At 68.6% G+C, this 20,942-nt stretch carries 19 protein-coding genes and 4 tRNA genes; 6 read left to right on the top strand and 17 right to left on the bottom strand.

Translation table 11 applies throughout. From position 1 onward, the window contains the following. Nucleotides 1-62: 62 nt before the first annotated feature. Genes moaA through ASD78_RS16960 form a run of 3 tightly spaced genes read right to left on the bottom strand, consistent with a single transcriptional unit; the run spans nucleotide 63 to nucleotide 2,598 of the window. On the bottom strand, nucleotides 63-1,094 hold the full coding sequence (gene moaA / locus ASD78_RS16970; RefSeq protein WP_235566524.1) for a GTP 3',8-cyclase MoaA: 1,032 nt from the start codon (nucleotides 1,092-1,094) through the stop codon (nucleotides 63-65). Next, nucleotides 1,091-1,849: an MBL fold metallo-hydrolase gene (locus ASD78_RS16965; protein ID WP_056103569.1), complete on the bottom strand. Its 759-nt coding sequence runs from the start codon at nucleotides 1,847-1,849 to the stop codon at nucleotides 1,091-1,093. Before ASD78_RS16965 ends, moaA begins: the two co-directional genes overlap by 4 nt. Next, complete coding sequence (locus tag ASD78_RS16960) at nucleotides 1,849-2,598, bottom strand: 3-deoxy-D-manno-octulosonic acid kinase (protein WP_055909639.1); 750 nt, start codon at nucleotides 2,596-2,598, stop codon at nucleotides 1,849-1,851. Before ASD78_RS16960 ends, ASD78_RS16965 begins: the two co-directional genes overlap by 1 nt. Nucleotides 2,599-2,620: 22 nt before the next feature. Here ASD78_RS16960 and ASD78_RS16955 point away from each other — a divergent pair, with 22 nt between their 5' ends. Further along, complete coding sequence (locus ASD78_RS16955; RefSeq protein ID WP_056103565.1) at nucleotides 2,621-3,679, top strand: glycosyltransferase family 9 protein; 1,059 nt, start codon at nucleotides 2,621-2,623, stop codon at nucleotides 3,677-3,679. Between the two features lie 84 nt (nucleotides 3,680-3,763). Here ASD78_RS16955 and ASD78_RS16950 read toward each other — a convergent pair whose 3' ends face one another. The 4 genes from ASD78_RS16950 to ASD78_RS16935 form a co-directional block, all read right to left on the bottom strand. Then, nucleotides 3,764-4,168: a hypothetical protein gene (locus ASD78_RS16950; RefSeq protein WP_056103562.1), complete on the bottom strand. Its 405-nt coding sequence runs from the start codon at nucleotides 4,166-4,168 to the stop codon at nucleotides 3,764-3,766. 301 nt (nucleotides 4,169-4,469) lie between these two features. Beyond that, nucleotides 4,470-5,477: a hypothetical protein gene (locus tag ASD78_RS16945; protein WP_156087842.1), complete on the bottom strand. Its 1,008-nt coding sequence runs from the start codon at nucleotides 5,475-5,477 to the stop codon at nucleotides 4,470-4,472. Nucleotides 5,478-5,886: 409 nt separating this feature from the next. After that, the gene (locus ASD78_RS20920; RefSeq protein ID WP_056103554.1) at nucleotides 5,887-6,555 is read right to left on the bottom strand and encodes a hypothetical protein; all 669 of its coding nucleotides are present in this window, start codon (nucleotides 6,553-6,555) and stop codon (nucleotides 5,887-5,889) included. A gap of 13 nt (nucleotides 6,556-6,568) precedes the next feature. Next, nucleotides 6,569-6,979, bottom strand: a complete 411-nt coding sequence (locus ASD78_RS16935; RefSeq protein WP_055909623.1) for a DUF6165 family protein — start codon at nucleotides 6,977-6,979, stop codon at nucleotides 6,569-6,571. 95 nt (nucleotides 6,980-7,074) lie between these two features. On the opposite strand from ASD78_RS16935, the gene ASD78_RS16930 reads away from it, so the two are divergent. Both ASD78_RS16930 and ASD78_RS16925 read left to right on the top strand, forming a co-directional pair. Then, nucleotides 7,075-7,165, top strand: a tRNA-Ser gene (locus ASD78_RS16930). A gap of 278 nt (nucleotides 7,166-7,443) precedes the next feature. Next, a complete protein-coding gene (locus ASD78_RS16925; RefSeq protein ID WP_055909620.1) occupies nucleotides 7,444-8,148 on the top strand; it encodes a PP2C family serine/threonine-protein phosphatase in 705 nt (234 codons plus the stop codon). A 153-nt stretch (nucleotides 8,149-8,301) separates the two neighbouring features. Here the strand turns inward: ASD78_RS16925 and dnaQ are convergent, their stop codons facing one another. The 3 genes from dnaQ to ASD78_RS16910 are packed head-to-tail and all read right to left on the bottom strand — an operon-like array spanning nucleotide 8,302 to nucleotide 10,239. Then, nucleotides 8,302-9,018, bottom strand: a complete 717-nt coding sequence (gene dnaQ / locus ASD78_RS16920) for a DNA polymerase III subunit epsilon (RefSeq protein ID WP_055909618.1) — start codon at nucleotides 9,016-9,018, stop codon at nucleotides 8,302-8,304. A 19-nt stretch (nucleotides 9,019-9,037) separates the two neighbouring features. Further along, a complete protein-coding gene (gene rnhA, locus ASD78_RS16915; protein WP_235565913.1) occupies nucleotides 9,038-9,493 on the bottom strand; it encodes a ribonuclease HI in 456 nt (151 codons plus the stop codon). Nucleotides 9,494-9,537: 44 nt separating this feature from the next. Continuing rightward, nucleotides 9,538-10,239 carry a methyltransferase domain-containing protein gene (locus ASD78_RS16910; protein ID WP_156087841.1) on the bottom strand — a complete coding sequence of 234 codons (702 nt, stop codon included), beginning with the start codon at nucleotides 10,237-10,239 and terminating at the stop codon, nucleotides 9,538-9,540. 129 nt (nucleotides 10,240-10,368) lie between these two features. Between ASD78_RS16910 and gloB the strand changes: the two genes are divergently transcribed. The 3 genes from gloB (at nucleotide 10,369) to ASD78_RS16895 (ending at nucleotide 13,401) form a co-directional block, all read left to right on the top strand. After that, complete coding sequence (gene gloB / locus ASD78_RS16905) at nucleotides 10,369-11,148, top strand: hydroxyacylglutathione hydrolase (RefSeq protein WP_055909610.1); 780 nt, start codon at nucleotides 10,369-10,371, stop codon at nucleotides 11,146-11,148. Next, nucleotides 11,145-12,467 (top strand): lytic transglycosylase domain-containing protein, encoded by a 1,323-nt coding sequence (locus tag ASD78_RS16900; protein WP_056103547.1) that lies wholly within the window; start codon nucleotides 11,145-11,147, stop codon nucleotides 12,465-12,467. The genes gloB and ASD78_RS16900 overlap by 4 nt, the downstream gene beginning before the upstream one ends. A 124-nt stretch (nucleotides 12,468-12,591) precedes the next feature. After that, nucleotides 12,592-13,401 (top strand): enoyl-ACP reductase, encoded by an 810-nt coding sequence (locus ASD78_RS16895; protein WP_055909603.1) that lies wholly within the window; start codon nucleotides 12,592-12,594, stop codon nucleotides 13,399-13,401. Nucleotides 13,402-13,734: 333 nt separating this feature from the next. Here ASD78_RS16895 and ASD78_RS16890 read toward each other — a convergent pair whose 3' ends face one another. From ASD78_RS16890 to clpX, 7 genes are all read right to left on the bottom strand, one after another. Beyond that, on the bottom strand, nucleotides 13,735-15,726 hold the full coding sequence (locus ASD78_RS16890; protein WP_056103544.1) for a peptidyl-prolyl cis-trans isomerase: 1,992 nt from the start codon (nucleotides 15,724-15,726) through the stop codon (nucleotides 13,735-13,737). A gap of 182 nt (nucleotides 15,727-15,908) precedes the next feature. Continuing rightward, nucleotides 15,909-15,985, bottom strand: a tRNA-Asp gene (locus tag ASD78_RS16885). A 156-nt stretch (nucleotides 15,986-16,141) separates the two neighbouring features. Then, nucleotides 16,142-16,218 (bottom strand) — tRNA-Asp (locus tag ASD78_RS16880). Between the two features lie 77 nt (nucleotides 16,219-16,295). After that, nucleotides 16,296-16,370: transfer RNA gene (locus ASD78_RS16875), tRNA-Val, on the bottom strand. Between the two features lie 11 nt (nucleotides 16,371-16,381). Next, nucleotides 16,382-16,654 carry an HU family DNA-binding protein gene (locus tag ASD78_RS16870; protein ID WP_055909597.1) on the bottom strand — a complete coding sequence of 91 codons (273 nt, stop codon included), beginning with the start codon at nucleotides 16,652-16,654 and terminating at the stop codon, nucleotides 16,382-16,384. Between the two features lie 222 nt (nucleotides 16,655-16,876). Beyond that, nucleotides 16,877-19,309, bottom strand: a complete 2,433-nt coding sequence (gene lon, locus ASD78_RS16865) for an endopeptidase La (RefSeq protein ID WP_056103541.1) — start codon at nucleotides 19,307-19,309, stop codon at nucleotides 16,877-16,879. A gap of 237 nt (nucleotides 19,310-19,546) precedes the next feature. Next, the gene (clpX, locus tag ASD78_RS16860) at nucleotides 19,547-20,839 is read right to left on the bottom strand and encodes an ATP-dependent Clp protease ATP-binding subunit ClpX (protein ID WP_055909590.1); all 1,293 of its coding nucleotides are present in this window, start codon (nucleotides 20,837-20,839) and stop codon (nucleotides 19,547-19,549) included. Nucleotides 20,840-20,942 lie beyond the last annotated feature (103 nt).

Genomic DNA, 20,942 nt, shown 5'->3' with positions numbered 1-20,942 from the left:
GCGGGGAAGGACGTACATCGGCGCAGAGTGCAGCCACCTGGCGGCATGATACGCCGCGACGCTCAACCGCCGACGAGGAACATCTCCACGTGCCGGCTTGGACGCGGCGCGTCGGCGGCGCGCAGTTCGCTGTAGCGGTCGGCGCGGCGCGACCACAGCGCGGCGACGCGGTCGGCCAGGTCGAACTCGCCCTGCGCCAGGGTCGGCCTCAGGTCGACGCCGTCGGCGGCGAACAGGCAGGTGTAGAGGCGGCCGTCGGCGGACACCCGCGAACGGTGGCAGTCGCCGCAGAACGGCGCGCTGATCGAGGACACGAAGCCGATTTCGCCGGCGCCGTCGGCGTAGGCGTAACGCGCGGCGACTTCGCCGCGGTAGTGCGCGTCCAGGGCGCGCAGCGGCCAGCGCCGGTGCAGGCGGTCACGCAGCTCGGCCGAGGGCACCACGCGCGCGGCGTCCCAGCCGTTGCAGGTGCCCACGTCCATGTATTCGATGTAGCGCAGCACGTGGCCGCTGCCGCGGAAACGCTCGGCCAGCGGCAGCACCTGGTCGTCGTTGACGCCGCGCTGGACCACGCAATTGAGCTTGATCGACTCGAAGCCGGCATCGCGCGCGGCATCGATGCCGGCCAGCACCTCAGCGACGTCGCCGCGACCGCCGGACAGGCGCTTGAACAATTCGGGGTCGAGCGCATCCAGGCTCACCGTGAGCCGGCGCAGCCCGGCCTCGCGCAGCGCGCGCGCCTGGCGCGCGAGCAGCGAACCGTTGGTGGTCAGGGCGAGGTCGTCGAGCCCTTCGATCGCTGCCAATCGCGCGATCAGCTCGGGCAGGCGCTTGCGCAGCAGCGGCTCGCCGCCGGTCAGGCGCAGCTTGCGCACGCCCACGCGCACGAAGCCGCGCACCAGGGTCTCGATCTCGTCGAAGCTCAGGCGCGAGGCCGCGTCCAGGCCGTAATCGTCGGGCACGCGCTCGGCCGGCATGCAGTACGGGCAACGGAAATTGCAGGCCTCGATCACCGACAGACGCAGGTCGCGCAGCGGACGCCCGTAGGCGTCTTGCGGCAACGGCGTCTGTTTCGGATCCGGCAACGCGCTCACGGCGGCGGCACCTGTTCTGCGCTGGACTCGGCCAGGGCGACGCATTCGCCCGGTCTGCCCACACGATACCCCCGTGCGGCCAGGGTGTCGCCCTCGCCGGCGCTGGCGTAGTGGTAGAGCAGGCAGCGGGCGAGCAGTTCGCGCGGGTATTCGCGCTCCAGGTCCTCGATGCCGCTGTGCGAGGGGTTGCCGTGCAGGGCGCAGTCGTGGGCGATCAGTTCGCCGGCGTCGGCGTATTTGGCCAGGGCTTCCGGGATCGGCCGGGTGTCGCCGGTCCAGACCACGCTGCCGCGCAGGCGCAGACCGAAGGCGGTATCGGGCCAATGATGGCGGGTGGCGAACGCCTCCAGGCGCACGCCCCGGTGCCAGAACGCGGCGCCGACCGGGATCACCTGGAACGCGTCCCAGAAGTTGACCCCGCCCTCGGCCAGGGCATTGGGGTAGTCGCCCACCCGCTGGTGCAGCAGCGGCACCACCGGCGCGGGCACGTACAGCTTCACCCGGCCGCGGCGTTCGGGGTCGAAATAGGTCGAGACGAACAGGCGCTCGAAACCGGCGACGTGATCGAGATGGGTGTGGGTGAGGAACAGCGCGCGCGGCGCCTCGCCGTAATGATCGAGGTAGGCGGTCAGGCCCTCGCCGCCGCAGTCGATGGTCAGCCAGGGCGTGCCGTCGCGCTCGATGGTCGCCATCGCCGAACCCAGCTCGACCGCCGAGGCGTTGCCGACGCCGTGCAGGCGCAGATGCCAGGTCATCAGTATCCCTTGTCCCAGGCGCGGTCGTAGGCGGTGCGCAGGCGGCCGTAGTCGCGTTCGATGTCCTCGACCGAGCGCGCGCCGCGCAGTTTCAGCAGCGAGCGCTTGAGCCGGGCGAGGTTGCGCTCGCGCCAGCCGGTGGCGGGGATGTGCAGGTGGCCGCGATCCAGATCGATCACCCAGCCGCGCCCGGTCGGGTCGAACAGCAGGTTGTGGGCGTTGAGGTCGGCGTGATCCAGACCGACCCGGTGGCAGCGCGCGATCAGGCGCCCGGCTTCTTCCCAGGGCGCGCCGTCGCCGGCGACCGCGGCGCGGTCGGCCAGCGAGCGCACGTCGTTGAGGCGCTCCAGCAAGATCGCGGCGTAGTAGTAGAAGCCGTCGCGGCGGTAATAGGCGGCGATCGGACGCGGCACCGGCAGGCCCTTCTCGGCGACCGCGCGGGTCAGGCGGAATTCGGCGAAGCTGCGGGTCTCGTTGGCGCCGCGCCACCAGTAGCGGTCGCGGTTGAAGCGCGCGACCAGGCCGCCGCGCAGATAGCGCCGCAGCACGGTCGGCCCGAACGGCGCATCGACGAACCAGGCACCGCCGCGGCCGCCGCTGTCGACCGGACGCGCGCGTTCGCCCCAGAAGGCAGGCGAGAACCATTCGGGGCTCGCTTGCCGCACCCGGGTGCGGTCGAACAGAATCGCGCCGTAGCCGCTGTCGTCGCGGAACGGCGTCAATCCTTCGGCGGCGTCGTAGCCCGTCATCCGCCGGAGTCTAACAAGTCACGTGAACAACGCACCCCGCTCGATCTGCCTGCTGCGGCTTTCCGCCCTGGGCGACGTGACCCATGTGGTCCCCCTGGTGCGCACCCTGCGCGAAGCCTGGCCGCAGGTGGCGCTGACCTGGGTGATCGGCAAGGGCGAACGGCGCCTGCTGGAAGGCCTGGAAGGCGTGAGCTTCGTCGAGTACGACAAGAAGACCGGCTGGGCCGGGATGCGTGCGCTGGGTCGCGAACTGCGCGCCCGGCTGGGCGAACAGCGCCGCTACGACGCCCTGCTGCAGATGCAGGTGGCTGCGCGGGCGAACCTGCTTTCGGCCTTCGTGCCGGCGCGGCGCCGGATCGGCTACGACCGTTCGCGCGCCAAGGATCTGCACGGCCTGTTCGTCAACGAGCGCATCCCCGACCGCCCCGGCATCCACGTGCTGGACGCGATCGGCAGCTTCTGCGAGCCGCTGGGCCTGCGCCAGACCCAGGTGCGCTGGGACCTGCCGGTGCCGGCGGAGGCCTACGAGTGGGCGCGCGCGCAATGGCCGGACGACGGCAGGCCGACCCTGCTGATCTCGCCCTGTTCCAGCCATGCCCTGCGCAATTGGCGCAGCGAACGCTACGCCGCGGTCGCCGACCACGCCGCCGCGCGCGGCTGGAGGGTGGTGCTGTGCGGTGGCCGCAGCGAGCTGGAACGCCGCACCGCCGACGAAATCCTGGCCGCGATGTCCGCGCCGGCGCTGGACCTGGTCGGCAAGGACACGCTCAAGCAACTGCCGGCCCTGCTCGCGCGCGGCCAACTGCTGATGACGCCCGACTCCGGGCCGATGCACATCGCCAACGCCATGGGCACCCGGGTGCTGGGCCTGCACGCGGCCAGCAACCCGGCCCGCAGCGGCCCCTACAGCGACCGCCGCTACTGCGCCGACCGCTACGACGACGCCGCCCGCAAGTACCTGGGCAAGCCGGCCAGCGAACTCAAGTGGGGCAGCAAGATCGAACACGACGGGGTCATGGACCTGATCTCGGTCGAGGACGGGATCGCGGCGTTCGAGCGCTACGTCGCCGATCATTCCTAGGCCTGACAGCGGCGTACCGCGCAGCCTTGGCCAGTACGCTCCGGTCCGCTCGGCGCAGCCCAAGCGAAACCGCGGCAGCGGCCTCTAGGGCGCCAGCGGCAGCGGCTGGCCCAGGAGCGAGCAGTAGGCGTCTTGCACCTGATGGACATAGACCATGCCCTGGCCGCCGCCGCGCGCGCCGGTATAGGCGTGGTCCGTGGCGACGTACCACGGTGGATGGTCGTTGCCGCGCACCAGGATGAAATGGTTCAGGATGGCGAAGGCGAACTGGATCGAGCCTTGGTAGCCGAACGAAAAGACGAAGCCCATTTGGGTGAGCCGTTCTTTCGTCAGCTCGATGCCGGACAGGTAGTGGGTGATGTCCTGGCCGTCTCTGGCGAATCGCTCGATGTGGGACAGTTCGAGCGCGATCTCGCCGCCTTCGGGAAACGCCCCGCACGGTGTCGCCTTGAATCGGTTCCCCACTCGCAACTCGTAAACGCTGATCATGGCCGTAGCGATCTCCCCTGTGCGATCCGTACACGATGATGCCGGCTCTCTGGCAGCGCCGGCATTACCCCAGGGGCGTCAACATACTGCAGGCGACCGACTCGGCGCATGCGCCGCATGGCCTCGCCGAGGGGCATGCGGAATCGACGGGGGCGGTCGCCGGAATGGCGGCGACGCGATGAGTCGCGCTGTGTCGGAGCAGGCGCGAAGCGCGGCCCGACGCTGGCATCGGCCCTCGCCCCAACCCCTCTCCCGCGAGCGGGAGAGGGGCTTGAAGCAGGGCTTGCTGGATACGTAACGATTACTTGACGCGCGACAGACCGCGCCAGGTGTTGCCGCCGCCGCCCATCACCGCGTCGGGCGAGCCGATCCAGAAGTTGAGATTGAGGAAATCCTCGTCGTCCTGGTAGACGTAGCCGTTGGCCAGCGCATACGGCCACGGCAGGTTGGTCGGCGAGAACACACCGTAGGCGAAGCCCAGCGTCGGGAACGAGGACATCAGCGGCGCCGGCGTGCCGCCGTCGAACTGGCAGGTGTAAGTCCACCAGTTGCCGCCCAGGTTGAAGCTGGGGAACACGCCGCCGCTGGACCAGTTGGCGTTCGCCCAATCCTCGTTGTCGTGGCGGCGCAGCACGCGACGCGAACCCGGCGGGCAGAACATGCCCAGGTTCTGCACCGCGTAGTCGTACTGGTTGCCTCCGTTCACCAGCGGGTGGAACGCGAACGAGGCGTTCCAGCTCAGGCGGCAGAAACGCCAGGTGGTGTTGCTGGTGGAGACGGTCGCTCCGATCCAGCCCCAGCGCGAGTTGGCGTTGCGGCGGTCCTCATCGTCCATGTGCATCTGCACCAGCACGTGCGGCGACGGGCACGAGGCCTTGTCTGGGATCACCCCGACGCTGTACAGCAGGTTGAACAGCCAGTCGAACCAGCCGTAGCGGCCGACCATGGCGGCGGCGCGCTCCTCGTCGAGGGCGACGAAGCCGGCGCGGCCGAGTATCGACTGGCCGCTCTTGTCCGGTTCGCAGGGGCCGTCGAAGCCCAGCGCGCGGCAGTAGATCAGCGCGGCCTTCTCGCCCTCTTCGGCCATGAAGCGGTCGGGATCGACCTTGGAGGTGTCCGGATAGCGCCGGTCCAGGTCCTCGATGTAGGCCAGATGCGCCTTCACCGCCTCGGGCACCGGCGGTTCGTTGCGCTTGAAGTCCTGCTCCTCCTTGGGGGTTTCCTCCTCGGACCCGTCGGCCATCGCCAGCGGCGAAACGGCCAGCAGCACCGCCATCCATATCGTCCCTATCACGTGTTCCTTTTTCACGTTGTTGCTCCTTGATTCGTCCATCCATTGATCGATCGGGCTGCGTCCTGCAGCGAAACGCCACCGGAGCCGCCCGCTGGCGCGCCGCCCGGCGCGCGCGTGGGGCGCGGGCCGGTGCGGAGCGCGGCCACCCTAGCGACAGCCCCCAGCGAAAAATGCGCAGCGGTTCCGCGCGCAGGCCAATCTGGCTGGCCGGCATGGCGGCGCCAGCCCGCCGTCACAGGCTCGCGCGGCGGGGACGGCGGCGGCCGCTACCGGAGGCGGACAGGCTGACGAGACTCGCGCTCGCCGGGGCACTCTGGGTGGCGCCGATGCGGCGGCGGGAGCGAAGCAAGCGGCGGAATGCCGGGCCGGCTGGCGCTGCGGTCCAATCCGAAGTGGCTGTGTGGGCGCAACCGAACGGCGGCGATCAGCCGTGGGCGCCGACCTGCAGCCGTCGCCAGATCGACAACTGGGTGCGCTGACGCCGGCGTTCGCGGTACACGGCCGCGATCAGGGCCAAGGCGATCGCGAGCGCGGCGATGCCGACCTGGGCGTTGCTCCAGTAACGGTAGCCGCCGAGCGCGGCGTCGACCGCGACGAACACCAGGGTCGCGGCGGCGGCATTGCAGGCCAGGCTGCACAGCACCTTCATGCGGTTCAACGCCGGCCGCGAGGACGGATCGACCGCCTCCAGATATTCACGCATGCGCCGGTCGACGTCGTGGAACACCGCGGTCGACATATGCGCGGCGTCGGGCAGGTTCAGACCTTCGTCACGCTGCAGGCGCTGGGCCAGGAACGCGATCGCCGGTGCCCAGGCCTGACGCAGCCGCGGCCAGACGATGGCCTGGGCGAAGGCGTAGACCAGGCGCCCGAGCGGGCTCAAGGCCAGGCCCAGCACGTAGGCCCCGGCAAACCAGGTGGGCAGGGTCAGTTCCGGCGCTTGCGCGCGCAGCATCCGCAGGGGGTCCGGGTAACGCAGCGCCAAGGCGGTCAGCAGCAGGCCGCCCGGGCATAGCCAGGCCAGCAGATCGTCGTACAGCCAGGCACCGGCGGCGCGTGGCCCGGAGGTGCCGCCGTTCCGGGAGGCCGGCATGCGCCGTACCGGCTCAGGGCGCCGCGGCGCCGCTGCGGTAGTCCTGGTAGGACTTTTCCTCGACGTAGCTGGAGCCCAGGGCGAGGTTGATGTCCTTCTTGATCCGGGCGCGTTCGTCGTTCTCGAAATAGACGCTGCGCGCCAGGCGCACGAACTCGTCGTCGAAGGCCTGGGCCTTCTCCTTGATGCGGATGTCGTCCTCGATCACCCACAGGCGTTCGTTGACGGCCTTGAGCTCGGCGCGAAGGCGGACGATGTCGTGGCCGGCGGCGGGATGGGCCATCCAGGTCTGCTCCAGCGCCGACAATTCGTTGCGGACGTTGGCCAGCTTGGCCGGATCGCTCATGCGCTCGGACTTGATCTGCAGGATGGCGATCTTGTCGAGCAGCTCGCCGAAGGACACCGGAACCAGGATTTCGGACATGGCAGCGTTTCGTTCAGGGGGCCACAGTGTAGCGGGCACGCGCATGCCTTGTCGGAAGGCTTCGCGATCCGTATCATTCTCGGTTCGCTGCACCCGGAGAGGTGGCAGAGTGGTTGAATGTACCTGACTCGAAATCAGGCGTACGTTTATAGCGTACCGAGGGTTCGAATCCCTCCCTCTCCGCCAGATTGCGCAAAGCGGGCCCGTTCGGGCCCGCTTTTTTGTTGCTCGCGGCCTCGGTCGAGGGCGCCGGAACATGGCGGAACTTGCTCGGATTAGCGCCAAACCGTGTCGCAAGGCATGGTTTTTACGCGATGATGCGCGGCCCCGGTCATGTTTCGTTACTGCAACACGGGTCATGGTCGGCAGGGGATGCGGCCTGGCTTGCTGCACGGCCGCTACGCCCCGATGATTCCGTTTACCTACCGAAGAGCCCCCGACTACGCGACCGGCATGATCGACTCATGATCGAATTCGGACACCTGACGCATGTCGGCCTGCGCCGCGAGCTCAACGAAGACACCTATTACGGTGACAGCGAACTGGGACTGTGGCTGGTCGCCGACGGTATGGGCGGCCACGAGTACGGCGAGGTCGCCAGCGCGCTGGCGCGCGAGGCGATCGTGCGCGAGGTCCGCGACGGCACGCCGCTAGCCCAGGCCATCCGCATCGCCGACGAGGAGATCATCCGCACCTCGCGCCGGCGCAACGATGCCCTGCCCATGGGCACGACCGTGGTCGCCGCGCGGGTCAACGGCAATCGCTTCGAAGTGGCCTGGGTCGGCGACAGCCGGGTCTATCTGTGGCGCGACGGCCAACTGGCCCAGCTCTCGCAGGACCACAGCTACGTCCAGGAACTGATCGCCAACGGCGCCATCACCCACGAGCAGGCGCGCAGCCATCCGCACCGCAACGTGGTGACCCAGGCTTTGGGCGTGACCGACCCGCGCAACCTGAACGTCGAGACCATGACCGGCGAACTCCGTCCCGGCATGCAGTTGCTGCTGTGCAGCGACGGCCTGACCGAGGAAGTCGACGACCGCAGCATCGCCAAGGTCCTCGCGCACAACGATTGCAGCGCGCAGGAATGCGTCGACAGCCTGGTCGCGGCGGCGCTGGACGGCGGCGGCTCGGACAACGTCACGGTGATCCTGGTTCGCAGTCACTGAGCGACCTGGCCGATGACGATGGTGCGGTTATCACCGCACCCTACGGCCGTACCGACTTGGCCCGATGCGTAGGATGTGGTGAGCCGAAGGCGAACCGCATCGTCGCGGCATTCGGCGCATGGCGACGGCGCGGTTGTCGCCGCACCCCGCTCCCTACGCGACCGCCGGCGCTTCCATCTGGTCCCACACGCACTTGCCGGCCTTCTTGCGCAGCTTTTCCAGGCGCGCCTCGTGCGCGGCCCATTCCTCGGCGCTGACCTGGACCCGCGGCCGCGGCGCGCTGGCGTCGATCTCGAACGCGGCCACGGCCTGCGGCCCGCCCTCCTCGGCCTGGCCGAAGCCCAGGTCGCTCTGGCCCGAGGTCAGACCGATGTAGACCTCGGCCAGCAACTGGGCGTCGAGCAGGGCGCCGTGCAGCTGACGATGGGCGTTGTCCACGCCCAGGCGCCGGCACAGCGCGTCCAGCGAATTGCGCTGGCCCGGGAAACGCTGGCGCGCGAGCAGCAGCGAGTCCTCGACGGTGGCGCGGTCGGTGAGCTTGCCGTACTGGGGCCCGGCCAGGGCTAGTTCGTTGTCGAGGAAGCCGACGTCGAAGGCGGCGTTGTGGATCACCAGCTCGGCGCCGTCGATGAAGGCCAGGAACTCGTCGACGATGGCCTCGAACTTGGGCTTGTCGGCGAGGAACTCCAAGGTCAGGCCGGTCACTTCCTGCGCGCCGGGCTCGAACTCGCGCTGCGGGTTGAGGTAGGTGTGGAAGGTGCGGCCGGTCGGGCGGCGTTCGACGAATTCGACGCAGCCGATTTCGACCACGCGGTTGCCGCGTTCCCAGCTCAGGCCGGTGGTTTCGGTATCGAGGATGACTTGGCGCATGGGTCGATTGTCGCCGAACTCAGCGGGCGCCGCGGTAGCGCTGGGCCTGGGTGCGCGCCAGCACGTCGACGCGCTCGTTGTCGGGATCGCCGGAATGGCCCTTGACCCACTTCCATTCGACCTTGTGGCGCAGGTTGGCCTGGTGCAGGCGCTCCCACAGGTCGCGGTTCTTGACCGGATCGCCGCCGGCGGTCTTCCAGCCGCGCCGCACCCAGTTGCCCATCCACTCGGTGATGCCCTTGCGCACGTACTGCGAGTCGGTGTGCAGGGTCGCCACGCAGGGCTCGCTCAGCGCTTCCAGCGCCATGATCGCGCCCATCAGCTCCATGCGGTTGTTGGTGGTGTCCGGCTCGCCGCCGGACAGTTCGCGCTCGCGGCCCTTGTAGCGCAACAGCGCGGCCCAGCCGCCGGGCCCGGGGTTGCCGAGGCAGGCGCCGTCGGTGTGGATGTCGACGGTTTTGGTGTCGGTCGCCAATGCGTGATCGTGCAAAGCCTGCGGTCCTGTAAGAGGGCCGCGCATTATCGCCGCTGCGACGCCGAACGGCGCGCACCCGGCGCGGCCAATGCGCCGCCGGCCTGCCAGCGCAGGTTGCGCAGGCGCGCCGGCGGGATCAGCGCGGGCACGCGCTTGGACACGGTCAGGGCGATGCCCGCGCGCAGGCGATCGACCGCGCCGATGCCGACCGCGCCGTGCGCCGGCCGCCACACCGGGCCCAGCCATTGCAGGCTGACCGATTCGCTGGCGAAGCCGGCGCCGCGCAGCATCGACTGCCAGTTGCCGGTGTCGTGGGCGTGCAGGCCCGAGCGCGCCCAGCGCGCGCGGTACGGGCTCCAGGGGTTGAGCGCCGCCAGCCACAGGGTGCCGCCCGGCGCGAGCATGCGTGCGCACTCCTCCAGCAGCGGCAGCGGGTCGATGCCGTCGTCGAGCACGTGCTGCAGCAGCACCGCGCCCAGCGCCTCGCTGGCCAGCGGCAGCGGCAGCGCGCTGCGGAACGCGCCGTTGAAGCGCAGCCCCTGCCGGCGCAGGCGCACGCCGCGCGCGTCCGGGCCGCCCGGCGGCGAGGTCGCATCGACGCCGATCCAGGCCCAGGGCATGGCCTGGCAGCCGGCCACCACCCGCGCCATCGCGGCGGACTCGACGTCGAGCAGGCCCTGGCCGGCGACCCCGCCGAACCAGGCGAGGGCGGAATCGGGTTGACGGCCGGTGGACAGGGCGGGCATGGTCGCCATTCTGTCGGAACATCCCGTTGAAAGCGCGGTCCCTTCGCAGGCCCGGCGGCGCGGTCCCCGTTCAGCATGCCCGGCATGCGACGGGAGTACGGCGCGCCGGCCGCCCAGGAGCTCTAACGAATGAGATTGCTGGCCCTGCCCGCCCTCAACGACAACTACATCTGGGCCCTGTCGGCCGACGACGAATCCGCGCTGATCGTCGACCCGGGCGACGCCGCACCGGTGCTGGGCGCCGCCGGACACGGCCTGCGCCCGACCGGGATCCTGCTGACCCACCACCACCACGACCATATCGGCGGCGTCGAGACGATCCTCGCCCACTGGCCGGGGATCCCGGTGTTCGCCCCCGACGACGACCGCATCGGCGCCGCCACCGCGCGCGTCGGCGACGGCGTGCGCCTGCACGTGGGCGGCTGGAGCGCGCGCGTGCTGGCGGTGCCGGGCCACACCCTCAGCCACATCGCCTATCACCTGGAAGACGTGGGCGGGCACGGCCTGCTGTTCAGCGGCGACACCTTGTTCAGCCTGGGCTGCGGCCGCCTGTTCGAGGGTACGCCCGCGCAGATGCACGGCTCGCTATCGCGCCTGGCCGCCCTGCCCGGCGACACCCGGGTCTGCTGCGGTCACGAATACACCTTGTCCAACGCCGCCTTCGCGCGTGCGGTGGAACCGTCCAACCCGGCGCTGCTGCGCCGCATCGAGGAAGCCCAGGCCATGCGCAACGCCGGACGTCCGACCCTGCCCAGCATCCTGGCCGACGAAGTCGCGGCCAATCCCTTCCTGCGCGTGGCCCAGCCCGAAGTGCGCGCGGCGCTGACCCGGCGCCTGGGTCGCGAACCCGAGGACGACGTCGAGGCCTTCGCCGAACTGCGGCGCTGGAAAGACGGGTTCCAGGCATGAGCCGGGCCCCGTGCGTGCGTCGCCTGGGCGCTGCGCTGGCCTTGTCGGTCGCGCTGACCGCACCGGCCCTCGCCCAGGACGCGCCCGCGCCGACCCAGACCGCCAGCGCCGCGGCCACGCCCGCGAAAGCCGCGTCCGGACAAGCCGCACCCGCAGAAGCCGCGTCCGTACAGGCCGCGCCCGCACAGGCCGCGATCGTCGGCCCGACCCGCAACGGCCGCGAGATCTACCAGCGCTTCCGCGAAGGCCTGGCCGACCCGACCTGCGAAGCCGGCGTCAGCACGCGCTGGCGCCAGCACTTCGCCACCGCGCCCAAGCGTCTGGCCGCCAGCAACGACGACACCCTGCCGCTGTTCGGCTACGTGGTCGATGCCTTGCGCGAGGCCCATCTGCCGACCGAATACGCGCTGATCCCCTTCGTCGAGAGCGGCTACAAGCCCGGCGCGCGCAGCGCCGCCGGCCCGGCCGGGCTGTGGCAGATGATCGCGATCACCGCGCGCAACCACCGCGTACCGATCCGCGACGGCTACGACGGCCGCTTGTCGCCGGTCGATTCGACCCAGGCCGCGGTGCGTTATCTCAAGACCCTGCACGGCATGTTCGCCGGCGACTGGCGGCTGGCGGTGATGGCCTACAACGCCGGCGAATACCGCATCCTCGGCGCGCTCAAGCGCAGCGGCCAGACCGCGCGCGACGCCAAGCCCGAGCAACTGACTGGCCTGTCCGACATCACCCAGGCCTACGTGCGCAAGCTGCATGCGCTGTCGTGCCTGATGGAGCAGGCCGACGACCGCGAGGAATGGCTGCGCGCGCTCGATCGCCCGGTGCCGCGACTGCAGGCGGTGACCGTGCCCGACGACGTCGCCGACATCGCCGCCTGGGCGCGCCGCAGCGGCCAGGACCCGGCCCAGCTGCAGCGCTTCAACCCGGTGTTCGCCGGCGGCCGCATCGGCCAGGCCGGCGGCAAGCGCGCGCCGCTGCTGGCGGTGCCCGCGACCGCGGTCGGCGCGATCGGCGAAGGCGATGCGCGCACGACCAGCGCCGCTTCGGCGCCCGCCGCGGATTTGTCTGCCGCGAACACGCCCGCTACCAGCCTGCCTGCCGCGAACCCGCCCGCCGCCGGCAACGCCATCGCCGCATCCCCCGCTGAACCGCGCCGCCACACCGTCGCTCGCGGCGACAACGCCTGGACCATCGCCAAGCGCTACGGCATCCGCGTCTCCGATCTGCTGCAACGCAACGGCCTGGGCGCCGAAGCGGTGCTCAAGCCCGGCCAGGCGCTGCTGATCGACACCGGGACGGGCGGCGCAGCGCCGTGAACCGTACCGGACCGTCCGTCGCCATGGCGCGGGTACACTAGAGCCTTTGCTCGACCGCGCATCGGTCGGGCGGTTCCGTAAGCGTCCGGCGACGGCCGCGTCCACCAAGTTTTAGGGAGTGCACATGGGTTTCCTGCAAGGCAAGCGCGCATTGATCACCGGCATCGCCAGCGAGCGCTCGATCGCCAGCGGCATCGCCGAGGCCATGCACCGCGAAGGCGCGCAACTGGCGTTCACCTACCAGACCGAAAAGCTCAAGTCGCGCGTCGAGAAAGCCGCCGCCGAGTACCGCCAGGAAGGTCAGGCCAACGACATCGTGATTCCGCTCGACGTCACCAGCGACGAGCAGATCGCCGCCTGCTTCGAGGAGCTGGGCAAGCATTGGGACGGCTTCGACATCCTCGTCCACGCCATCGCCTACGCGCCGCGCGAAGCCATCGCCGGCCAGTTCCTCGACGGCCTGACCCGCGAGAACTTCGCCATCGCCCACGACATCTCGGCCTACTCGCTGGCCGCGATGGCCAAGGCCGCGCGTCCGCAGATGCAGGGCCGCAACGGCTCGATCCTGACCCTGAGCTACCTCGGCGCCGAACGCGCCCTGGCCGGCTACAACGTCATGGGCGTGGCCAAGGCCAGCCTGGAAGCGACCGTGCGCTACCTGGCCTATAACCTCGGCCCGGAAGGCACCCGCGTCAACGCGATCTCGGCTGGCCCGATCAAGACCCTGGCCGCGGCCGGCATCGCCGGTTTCCGCAAGATCCTCGGCCACGTCGAGGAGAACGCGCCGATGCGCCGCACCGTCACGATCGAACAGGTCGGCAACGTCGCCGCGTTCCTGTGCTCGGACCTGGCCGCGGGCGTGACCGGCGAAGTCACCTATGTCGACTCGGGGTACAACATCCTGGGTATGACTGGGATTGGCGACGGCGAGTGATATCGCGCCGCGCTTCGGCGCGGATGCATGAGGAAAAAGCCCGGCGCGATGCCGGGCTTTTTCTTTGGGCGCTCCCGCTTCTTCCGAGGGAAGAAAATTAAGATCCATGCCTTGAGCCCCCTCTCCCGCTTGCGGCGCCCGAAGGGTGTGCAAGGCTGAGAGGGGTTGGGGTGAGGGCCGCCGCAAGCACGCAACTCCAACCTCAATCGCCACCCTCATCCGCCCTTCGGGCACCTTCTCCTGCAAGCGGGAGAAGGAAACCTCAAACCCAGCGCAGCAAACAAAAAGCCCGGCGGTTGCCGGGCTTTTCGTCTGCGATAACGCGAGTACCGATCAGAGATTCTGATCGACCACCGTCACCTTCATGCGCTTGCGCTGTGCCGCCACCAGGGCCTTGATGTCGTCGGCGCCGCTGATCTGCGCCAGCTGCGTCTGCATCTGCTGGCGCTGCGGCGGCGGGACCTGGGCCAGATCGCCCGGGGTGACCTTGCTGACCGCGAACAGCACCGCGCGGCCATCGGGCAGCATCGCCCGGCCCGGGGTGACCTTGCCGGCCGCAGGCGGCGCGACCGCGAACACGGCCTCGCTAACGCTAGGGTCGGGAATCGGCGCGCCGCGCGGCAGGTTCGGAATCGTGTGCGGCGCCGGCAACTGCTTGGACGTCGCCACCGCTTCCAGGGTTTCGCCGGCGCGCAGGCGCGCCAGCAGTGCGTCGGCTTCCTTGGCGGCGGCCTTGGTCGCGCGGTCGGCGCGGACCGCGGCGATCACCTGGTCGCGCACCTGCGCCAGCGGCAGCGAGCGCTCCGGGGTGTGCGCGGTGACGCGGATCAGCACGCTCTGGCCCGGGGCGAGTTCGATCGGATCGCTGACCGTGCCGTCCTGGATCAGGGTGTCGGAGAACGCCGCACGCAGCAGCGCCGGATTTGCGGCCAGGCCCTGGGCACCGTTGCGCGCGCCTTGGCGGGTGATCGGGCCGAGCTTCTGCACCGGCAGGTTCATCTCGCGCGCGGCCGGACCCAGCGACGACGGGTTCTTGTAGACCAGGTCGACCAGGCGGCCGGTGAAATCGCTGACCACGCGCTCGCGGTCGGCATCGGCCTGCTCGCGCGCCAGCGCTTCGCGCGCCTGCTCGAAGGTTTGCTGCTGGCCGGCCTTGACCTCGCGCACCTGGATCACGTGCCAGCCGAAGTCGGTCTTGACCGGGCCGACGATCGCGCCCTGCGGAGCGGCGAACAGCGCCTGCTCGAACGGCGCCACCATCATGCCCTTGCTCACCCAGCCCAGATCGCCGCCGCCGGCCTTGGAGCCGGTGTCGTCGGTGTTAGCGCGCGCCAGCGCGGCGAAGTCCGCACCCGGCGCCTTGGCCTGTGCGGCCAGCTGCGCGGCCTTGGTTTCGGCGGCCTTCTGCGCTGCGGCATCCGCGCCCTCGGCCACGCGCACCAGAATGTGCGAAGCCAGGCGCTGTTCCTGGGCGACGAAACGGCTCTTTTCCTGTTCGTAGCGCTTGCGCAGCGTGGCCTCGTCGGCCGCCGGCAGCGCCGGCACACTGGCCGCGTTCACTTCCACGTATTCCAGGGTCACGCTCTCCGGCGCGCGGTAGTCCGCGGTGTGCGCCTGGAACCAGGACTGCAGTTCGGCCGCGCTGACCGCGCCGGTGTCGGGCGCCGGCTGCGGCAGCATCACCAGGCCGACGTCGCGGGTCTCGCCCATCAGCCGGATCAGGCGATCCATCTCGGAGCTGGTCACGAACTCGCTTTCGACCAGGCCGCCGGCCAGCAGCGACTGCTGCAGCGACTGGCGCACGGTTTCCTGGAACTGTTTCGGCGTCTGCGCCGGCACCTGCGAGGCCAGGGCCAGGCGGTAACGGTCGAGGTTGAACTTGCCGTCGACCTGGAACGCCGGCACTTCGGCGATGGTCTTCTTCACCAACGCGTCGCTGACCGCCAGGCCTTCGCCCTTGGCCGCCAGTTCCTGCACGCGCCGATCGATCAGCATGTCGAGGATCGCGAGCTTGTTTTCCTTGGTCTCGAAATCGCGCGCGTCGAAGGCCTCGCCTTCGGCCGCACGGCGGCGCTGGCGCTCCTGCTCGAAAGCGGTGCGGAAGTCGGTGGACTCGATCTTCTCGTGCTGCCACAGCATCGACACCGGCCACCACGCCGGCGCCGACGGCCAGTACGAGGGCGGCACATCGATATGCGCGACCGAGGTATCGGTGCGCTGGCCCATGTACTGCTCGATGCCGACGAAGGCGAAGGGAATGATCAGCAGGCCGAGGATCGCGGTGGCGATCCAGCCGGAAGTCTTGTCGCGAAGTTTCTGCAGCATATCCGGGTCGCGTGGGTCGTAAGCCGGACAGTTTAGCGCGCTTGGGGCCGGGCGCGCGGGCCGGCCGCGGCGGGGCCGGCGGGCGGTCCCCGCCGGGCCCTGAATCGGGACGGCGTCTGCAGAATCGGGGGGGCGGGCGCCGGAAAAAAAGAAGGCGCCGTTTCCGGCGCCTTCGGCAAAACTGGCGGAGTGGACGGGACTCGAACCCGCGACCTCCGGCGTGACAGGCCAGCATTCTAACCGACTGAACTACCACTCCGCGTTTTTGAAATTTTACCGCTGGAAACTTTACCGCTAGAAACCTTATCGCTAAAACTGGCGCGTCCGACTTATGGTTGCGCATCTGTTGCCGCGCAACAAAATCGAAGGCCCTCACTTAAAACAAAAGCGCCGTTTCCGGCGCTTTTGGCGAAACTGGCGGAGTGGACGGGACTCGAACCCGCGACCTCCGGCGTGACAGGCCAGCATTCTAACCGACTGAACTACCACTCCGCACTTTGAAACTTGGCTCGTTAGCCTTGCGGCGCTACCGTTTCCGGAGGGCGGCTAAGCAGTAGGGCCTGTGAATCTGGTGGGTGCTGAGGGTTTCGAACCCCCGACCCTCTCCGTGTAAAGGAGACGCTCTACCGCTGAGCTAAGCACCCGAGCGAGTCGCTTAGTTTACAGCATCCTTCAGCGCCTTGCCAGCCTTGAACGCGGGGTTCTTCGAGGCCTTGATCTTGATGGTGTCGCCGGTCTTCGGGTTGCGGCCCTGGCGCGCGGCGCGCTTGCGGACCTGGAACGTACCGAAGCCCACGAGCGTAACGGTATCGCCCTTCTTCAGCGCCTTGGTGATCACGCCGATCACGGCGTCGACAGCGTTGGCTGCATCGGTCTTGGACAGCTCGGCAGCATCGGCGACGGCGCTGATGAATTCACCCTTGTTCATTCTTTGACTCCCTGTGCGGTGTTACCGCGTGTTCTGAGAATCGGCGTGGCCGCTGCGCGAGCGTTACCACGCCGATCGAGTTTGCCGCGCGCTACTGCGTCTCGTGGCAGCTTTCGCGCGGTTGCGGTCGTTATACCAGCGGCATTTTGGGGGTGCAAGCCTGAAAGCTAATAACGACGGGCCTTCCAGCCCATTCGTTCGCTTTCCGACCAACGGAATCCGTCAATGCTTGACGTCCGGCTGGGTCGATGCTTGGCCGCCATCGCGTACCGGAACTTCGTCCGGACCGGACACCGGCGTGGGCGTCACCGGACGCTCGAGCGCGATGTCCAGCACCTCGTCGATCCAGCGTGCCGGCAGGATCTTCAAGCCCTGGGTCACGCTCTTGGGCAGGTCGGCGAGGTCCTTCTTGTTCTCGTCCGGAATGATCACGGTGCGGATACCGCCGCGCAGCGCAGCCAGCAGTTTCTCCTTGAGTCCGCCGATCGGCAGCACGCGGCCGCGCAGGGTGATCTCGCCGGTCATGGCGACATCGGCCTTGACCGGATTCTTGGTCAGCATCGACACCAGCGCAGTGGCCATGCCGATGCCGGCGCTGGGGCCGTCCTTGGGCGTGGCGCCTTCCGGCACGTGCAGATGCACATCGTGCTTCTGCAGGAAATCGACGTCGATGCCGAGGCGCTCGGCGCGCGAACGCACCACCGACAGCGCGGCCGACGCCGACTCCTTCATCACGTCGCCGAGCTGGCCGGTCAGCAGCAGCTGGCCCTTGCCCGGCACCAGCGTGGCTTCGACCTGCAACAGGTCGCCGCCGACTTCGGTCCAGGCCAGGCCGGTGACCAGGCCGACTTCGTTCTGCTCTTCGGCGCGGCCGAAATCGAAGCGACGCACGCCCAGGTACTTGTCGAGATTCTTCGAGCTGACGCTGAGCGCGCCGTCCTTGCTCTTCTTGGCCTTGGGACCGGCCAAGGCGATTTCCTTGACCACCTTGCGGCAGATCTTGGAAATCTCGCGCTCGAGGTTGCGCACGCCGGACTCGCGCGTGTAGTAGCGCACGATGTCGCGCACCGCCGATTCGGCGATCTTGATTTCATCGGCCTTCAGGCCGTTGGCCTTGATCTGCTTGGGCAGCAGGTAGCGCATCGCGATGTTGAGCTTCTCCTCCTCGGTGTAACCCGGGATCCGGATCACTTCCATGCGGTCCAGCAGCGGACCGGGGATGTTCAGCGAGTTGGAGGTGGCGACGAACATCACTTCGCTCAGGTCCAGATCGACCTCGAGGTAGTGGTCGTTGAACGAGTTGTTCTGCTCGGGATCCAGCACCTCCAGCAGCGCGGAGGACGGATCGCCGCGGAAGTCCATCGACATCTTGTCGATTTCGTCGAGCACGAACAGCGGGTTCTTGGTGCCGATCTTGTTGAGGTTCTGCACGATCCGGCCCGGCATCGAACCGACGTAGGTGCGGCGATGGCCGCGGATCTCGGCCTCGTCGCGCACGCCGCCCAGCGACATGCGCACGAACTTGCGGTTGGTGGCCTTGGCGATGCTCTGGCCGAGCGAGGTCTTGCCCACGCCCGGCGGGCCGACCAGGCACAGGATCGCGCCCTTCATGTTCTTTACCCGGGTCTGCACCGCGAGGTACTCGAGGATGCGTTCCTTGACCTTCTCCAGGCCGAAATGGTCGGCGTCGAGCACATCCTGCGCGGCCTTGAGGTCCTTGCGCACCTTGCTGCGCTTCTTCCACGGCACGCCCAGCAGCCAGTCCAGGTAGTTGCGCACCACCGCGGCTTCGGCCGACATCGGCGACATCTGCTTGAGCTTGTTGAGCTCGTTGCGGGCCTTGGTCTCGACCGGCTTGGGCATGCCGGCCTCGGCGATCTTGCGGGTGAGCTCGTCGATGTCGTTGGGCGCATCGTCGATCTCGCCGAGCTCCTTCTGGATCGCCTTCATCTGCTCGTTGAGGTAGTACTCGCGCTGGCTCTTCTCCATCTGCGACTTGACCCGGCCGCGGATGCGCTTCTCCAGCTGCTGCACGTCGATTTCGCCGTCGACCAGGCCGACCAGCTGCTCCAGGCGCGCGCCGATGGCATGCGTCTCCAGCAGCTTCTGCTTGTCGCCGATGCGCACGCCCAGGTGGGCGGCGATGGTGTCGGCCAGGCGGCCGGGCTCGTCGATGCCCGACAGGGTCTGCATCAGCTCCGGCGGCAGCTTGCGGTTGGTCTTCACGTACTGCTCGAACAGGGTCATCAGCGAGCGCGCGATCGCCTCGACCTCGCGTTCTTCGCGATCGACCACCGGCTCGACCACGTGGGCCTGGCCGGCCAGGGCGCCATCGCGCTCGGCCACGGCATCGACGTCGACGCGCGACACGCCCTCGACCAGCACCTTGATGGTGCCGTCGGGCAGCTTCAGCAGTTGCAGCACATGCGCCAGGGTGCCGATCGCGTACAGGTCTTCGGCGCCGGGATCGTCGGTCTCGGCGGACTTCTGCGCGACCAGCAGGATGCGCTTGTCGGACTCCATCGCCAGATCGAGGGCGCGAATCGATTTATCGCGGCCGACGAACAGCGGGATGACCATGTGCGGGAACACGACGACGTCGCGCAGCGGCAGCACCGGCAGATCCAGCACGTCGCGTTCGGTGGGTTCGGTCATGACAGCTCCGGGGGGAGGAATACGGGTAAACCGGTACGGGAAAGCCGGGCGCCGACGGCGGCGCCCCGGATTGCGATTGTGGGCTTGAAGGCCCCTTGGGACGGTTATGGGGGCCTGCGCCATAGGATGCAAGCGGCCCGCGCTTCGCAGCGCGGGCCGTGCAGTAAAAACGCTTCGGAATCAGCCGGTTACAGACTGATATGCGACGTCCACAGGGAACGTCGCCAGGGGCCGCGTTCAGTCCGCGGCGGCGACCTTGGGCGCGGCGGCCGGCGGGGTCTGGTAGATCAGGTAGGGCTCGGTCTTGTGATCGATCACCGACTCGTCCACCACCACCTTGCTGACGTTCTCCAGCGAAGGCAGTTCGTACATCGTGTCCAGCAGCACCGACTCGACGATGGTGCGCAGTCCGCGCGCGCCGGTCTTGCGCTTGAGCGCCTTGCGCGCGATCGCGGCCAGGGCGTCCGGACGGAACTCGAGCTCGACGTTCTCCATCTCGAACAGCTTCTTGAACTGCTTGGTGATGGCGTTCTTGGGCTCGGTCAGGATCGTGATCAGGGCCTGCTCGTCGAGTTCTTCCAGGGTCGCGACCACCGGCAGGCGGCCGACGAACTCGGGGATCAGGCCGAACTTGATCAGATCCTCGGGCTCGACCTCGGCCAGGATCTTGCCGACTTCGACCTTGCGCTCGCTGCTCTTGACCTTGGCGCCGAAGCCGATGCCGCCGGCCTCGGTGCTGCGCTGCTGGATGATCTTGTCCAGACCGGCGAACGCGCCGCCGACCACGAACAGGATGTTGCGGGTATCGACCTGCAGGAACTCCTGCTGCGGGTGCTTGCGGCCGCCCTGCGGCGGCACGCTGGCGACCGTGCCTTCGATCAGCTTCAGCAGCGCCTGCTGCACGCCCTCGCCCGACACGTCGCGGGTGATCGAGGGGTTGTCGCTCTTGCGCGAGATCTTGTCGATCTCGTCGATGTAGACGATGCCCTGCTGCGCCTTCTCGACGTCGTAGTCGCACTTCTGCAGCAGCTTCTGGATGATGTTCTCGACGTCCTCGCCCACGTAACCGGCTTCGGTCAGCGTGGTCGCATCGGCGATCGTGAACGGCACGTTGAGCAGGCGCGCCAGGGTCTCGGCCAACAGGGTCTTGCCCGAACCGGTCGGACCGACCAGCAGGATATTGGACTTGGCGAGCTCGACGTCGTCGTTCTTCTGACGGCTCTCGATGCGCTTGTAATGGTTGTACACGGCGACCGCGAGCGTACGCTTGGCGCGCAGCTGGCCGATCACGTACTGATCCAGCACTTCCAGGATCTCGCGCGGCTTGGGCAGGTGGCTACGCGCCGACTGCGCCTTCTCCTCGAGTTCCTCGCGGATGATGTCGTTGCAGAGCTCGACGCATTCGTCGCAGATGAACACGCTCGGCCCCGCGATCAGCTTGCGGACCTCGTGCTGGCTCTTGCCGCAGAACGAGCAATAGAGAATCTTGCTGCTATCGCCGGTGCTGCGTCCCTGTCGATCGTCGCTCATGCTTTTGCCCAAGTGGTGCGGTGTGCACGGAATGTGCCGCTAAGGGCCATATCCGGATGTACGTAGTGCGCTGTCGGCCCGAGGATAACACAGCGCTCCGGCC

Origin of the sequence: Lysobacter sp. Root667, from assembly GCF_001427715.1 — a bacterium.
GTDB lineage: Bacteria > Pseudomonadota > Gammaproteobacteria > Xanthomonadales > Xanthomonadaceae > Lysobacter.
The sequence above is the reverse complement of the archived record's forward strand: the minus strand, read 5'-3'. Positions and strand labels throughout refer to the sequence as shown.

Excerpts from the sequence above, each read along its gene's own strand:
- dnaQ (WP_055909618.1), bottom strand. The coding sequence starts at position 9,018 with ATGCGCCAAGTCATCCTCGATACCGAAACCACCGGCCTGAGCTGGGAA.
- ASD78_RS16870 (WP_055909597.1), bottom strand. The coding sequence starts at position 16,654 with ATGAACAAGGGTGAATTCATCAGCGCCGTCGCCGATGCTGCCGAGCTG.
- ASD78_RS16965 (WP_056103569.1), bottom strand. The coding sequence starts at position 1,849 with ATGACCTGGCATCTGCGCCTGCACGGCGTCGGCAACGCCTCGGCGGTC.
- ASD78_RS16895 (WP_055909603.1), top strand. The coding sequence starts at position 12,592 with ATGGGTTTCCTGCAAGGCAAGCGCGCATTGATCACCGGCATCGCCAGC.
- ASD78_RS16925 (WP_055909620.1), top strand. The coding sequence starts at position 7,444 with ATGATCGAATTCGGACACCTGACGCATGTCGGCCTGCGCCGCGAGCTC.
- ASD78_RS20920 (WP_056103554.1), bottom strand. The coding sequence starts at position 6,555 with ATGCCGGCCTCCCGGAACGGCGGCACCTCCGGGCCACGCGCCGCCGGT.
- ASD78_RS16950 (WP_056103562.1), bottom strand. The coding sequence starts at position 4,168 with ATGATCAGCGTTTACGAGTTGCGAGTGGGGAACCGATTCAAGGCGACA.
- clpX (WP_055909590.1), bottom strand. The coding sequence starts at position 20,839 with ATGAGCGACGATCGACAGGGACGCAGCACCGGCGATAGCAGCAAGATT.
- ASD78_RS16900 (WP_056103547.1), top strand. The coding sequence starts at position 11,145 with ATGAGCCGGGCCCCGTGCGTGCGTCGCCTGGGCGCTGCGCTGGCCTTG.
- ASD78_RS16910 (WP_156087841.1), bottom strand. The coding sequence starts at position 10,239 with ATGCCCGCCCTGTCCACCGGCCGTCAACCCGATTCCGCCCTCGCCTGG.
- gloB (WP_055909610.1), top strand. The coding sequence starts at position 10,369 with ATGAGATTGCTGGCCCTGCCCGCCCTCAACGACAACTACATCTGGGCC.
- ASD78_RS16935 (WP_055909623.1), bottom strand. The coding sequence starts at position 6,979 with ATGTCCGAAATCCTGGTTCCGGTGTCCTTCGGCGAGCTGCTCGACAAG.
- ASD78_RS16890 (WP_056103544.1), bottom strand. The coding sequence starts at position 15,726 with ATGCTGCAGAAACTTCGCGACAAGACTTCCGGCTGGATCGCCACCGCG.
- ASD78_RS16960 (WP_055909639.1), bottom strand. The coding sequence starts at position 2,598 with ATGACGGGCTACGACGCCGCCGAAGGATTGACGCCGTTCCGCGACGAC.
- lon (WP_056103541.1), bottom strand. The coding sequence starts at position 19,309 with ATGACCGAACCCACCGAACGCGACGTGCTGGATCTGCCGGTGCTGCCG.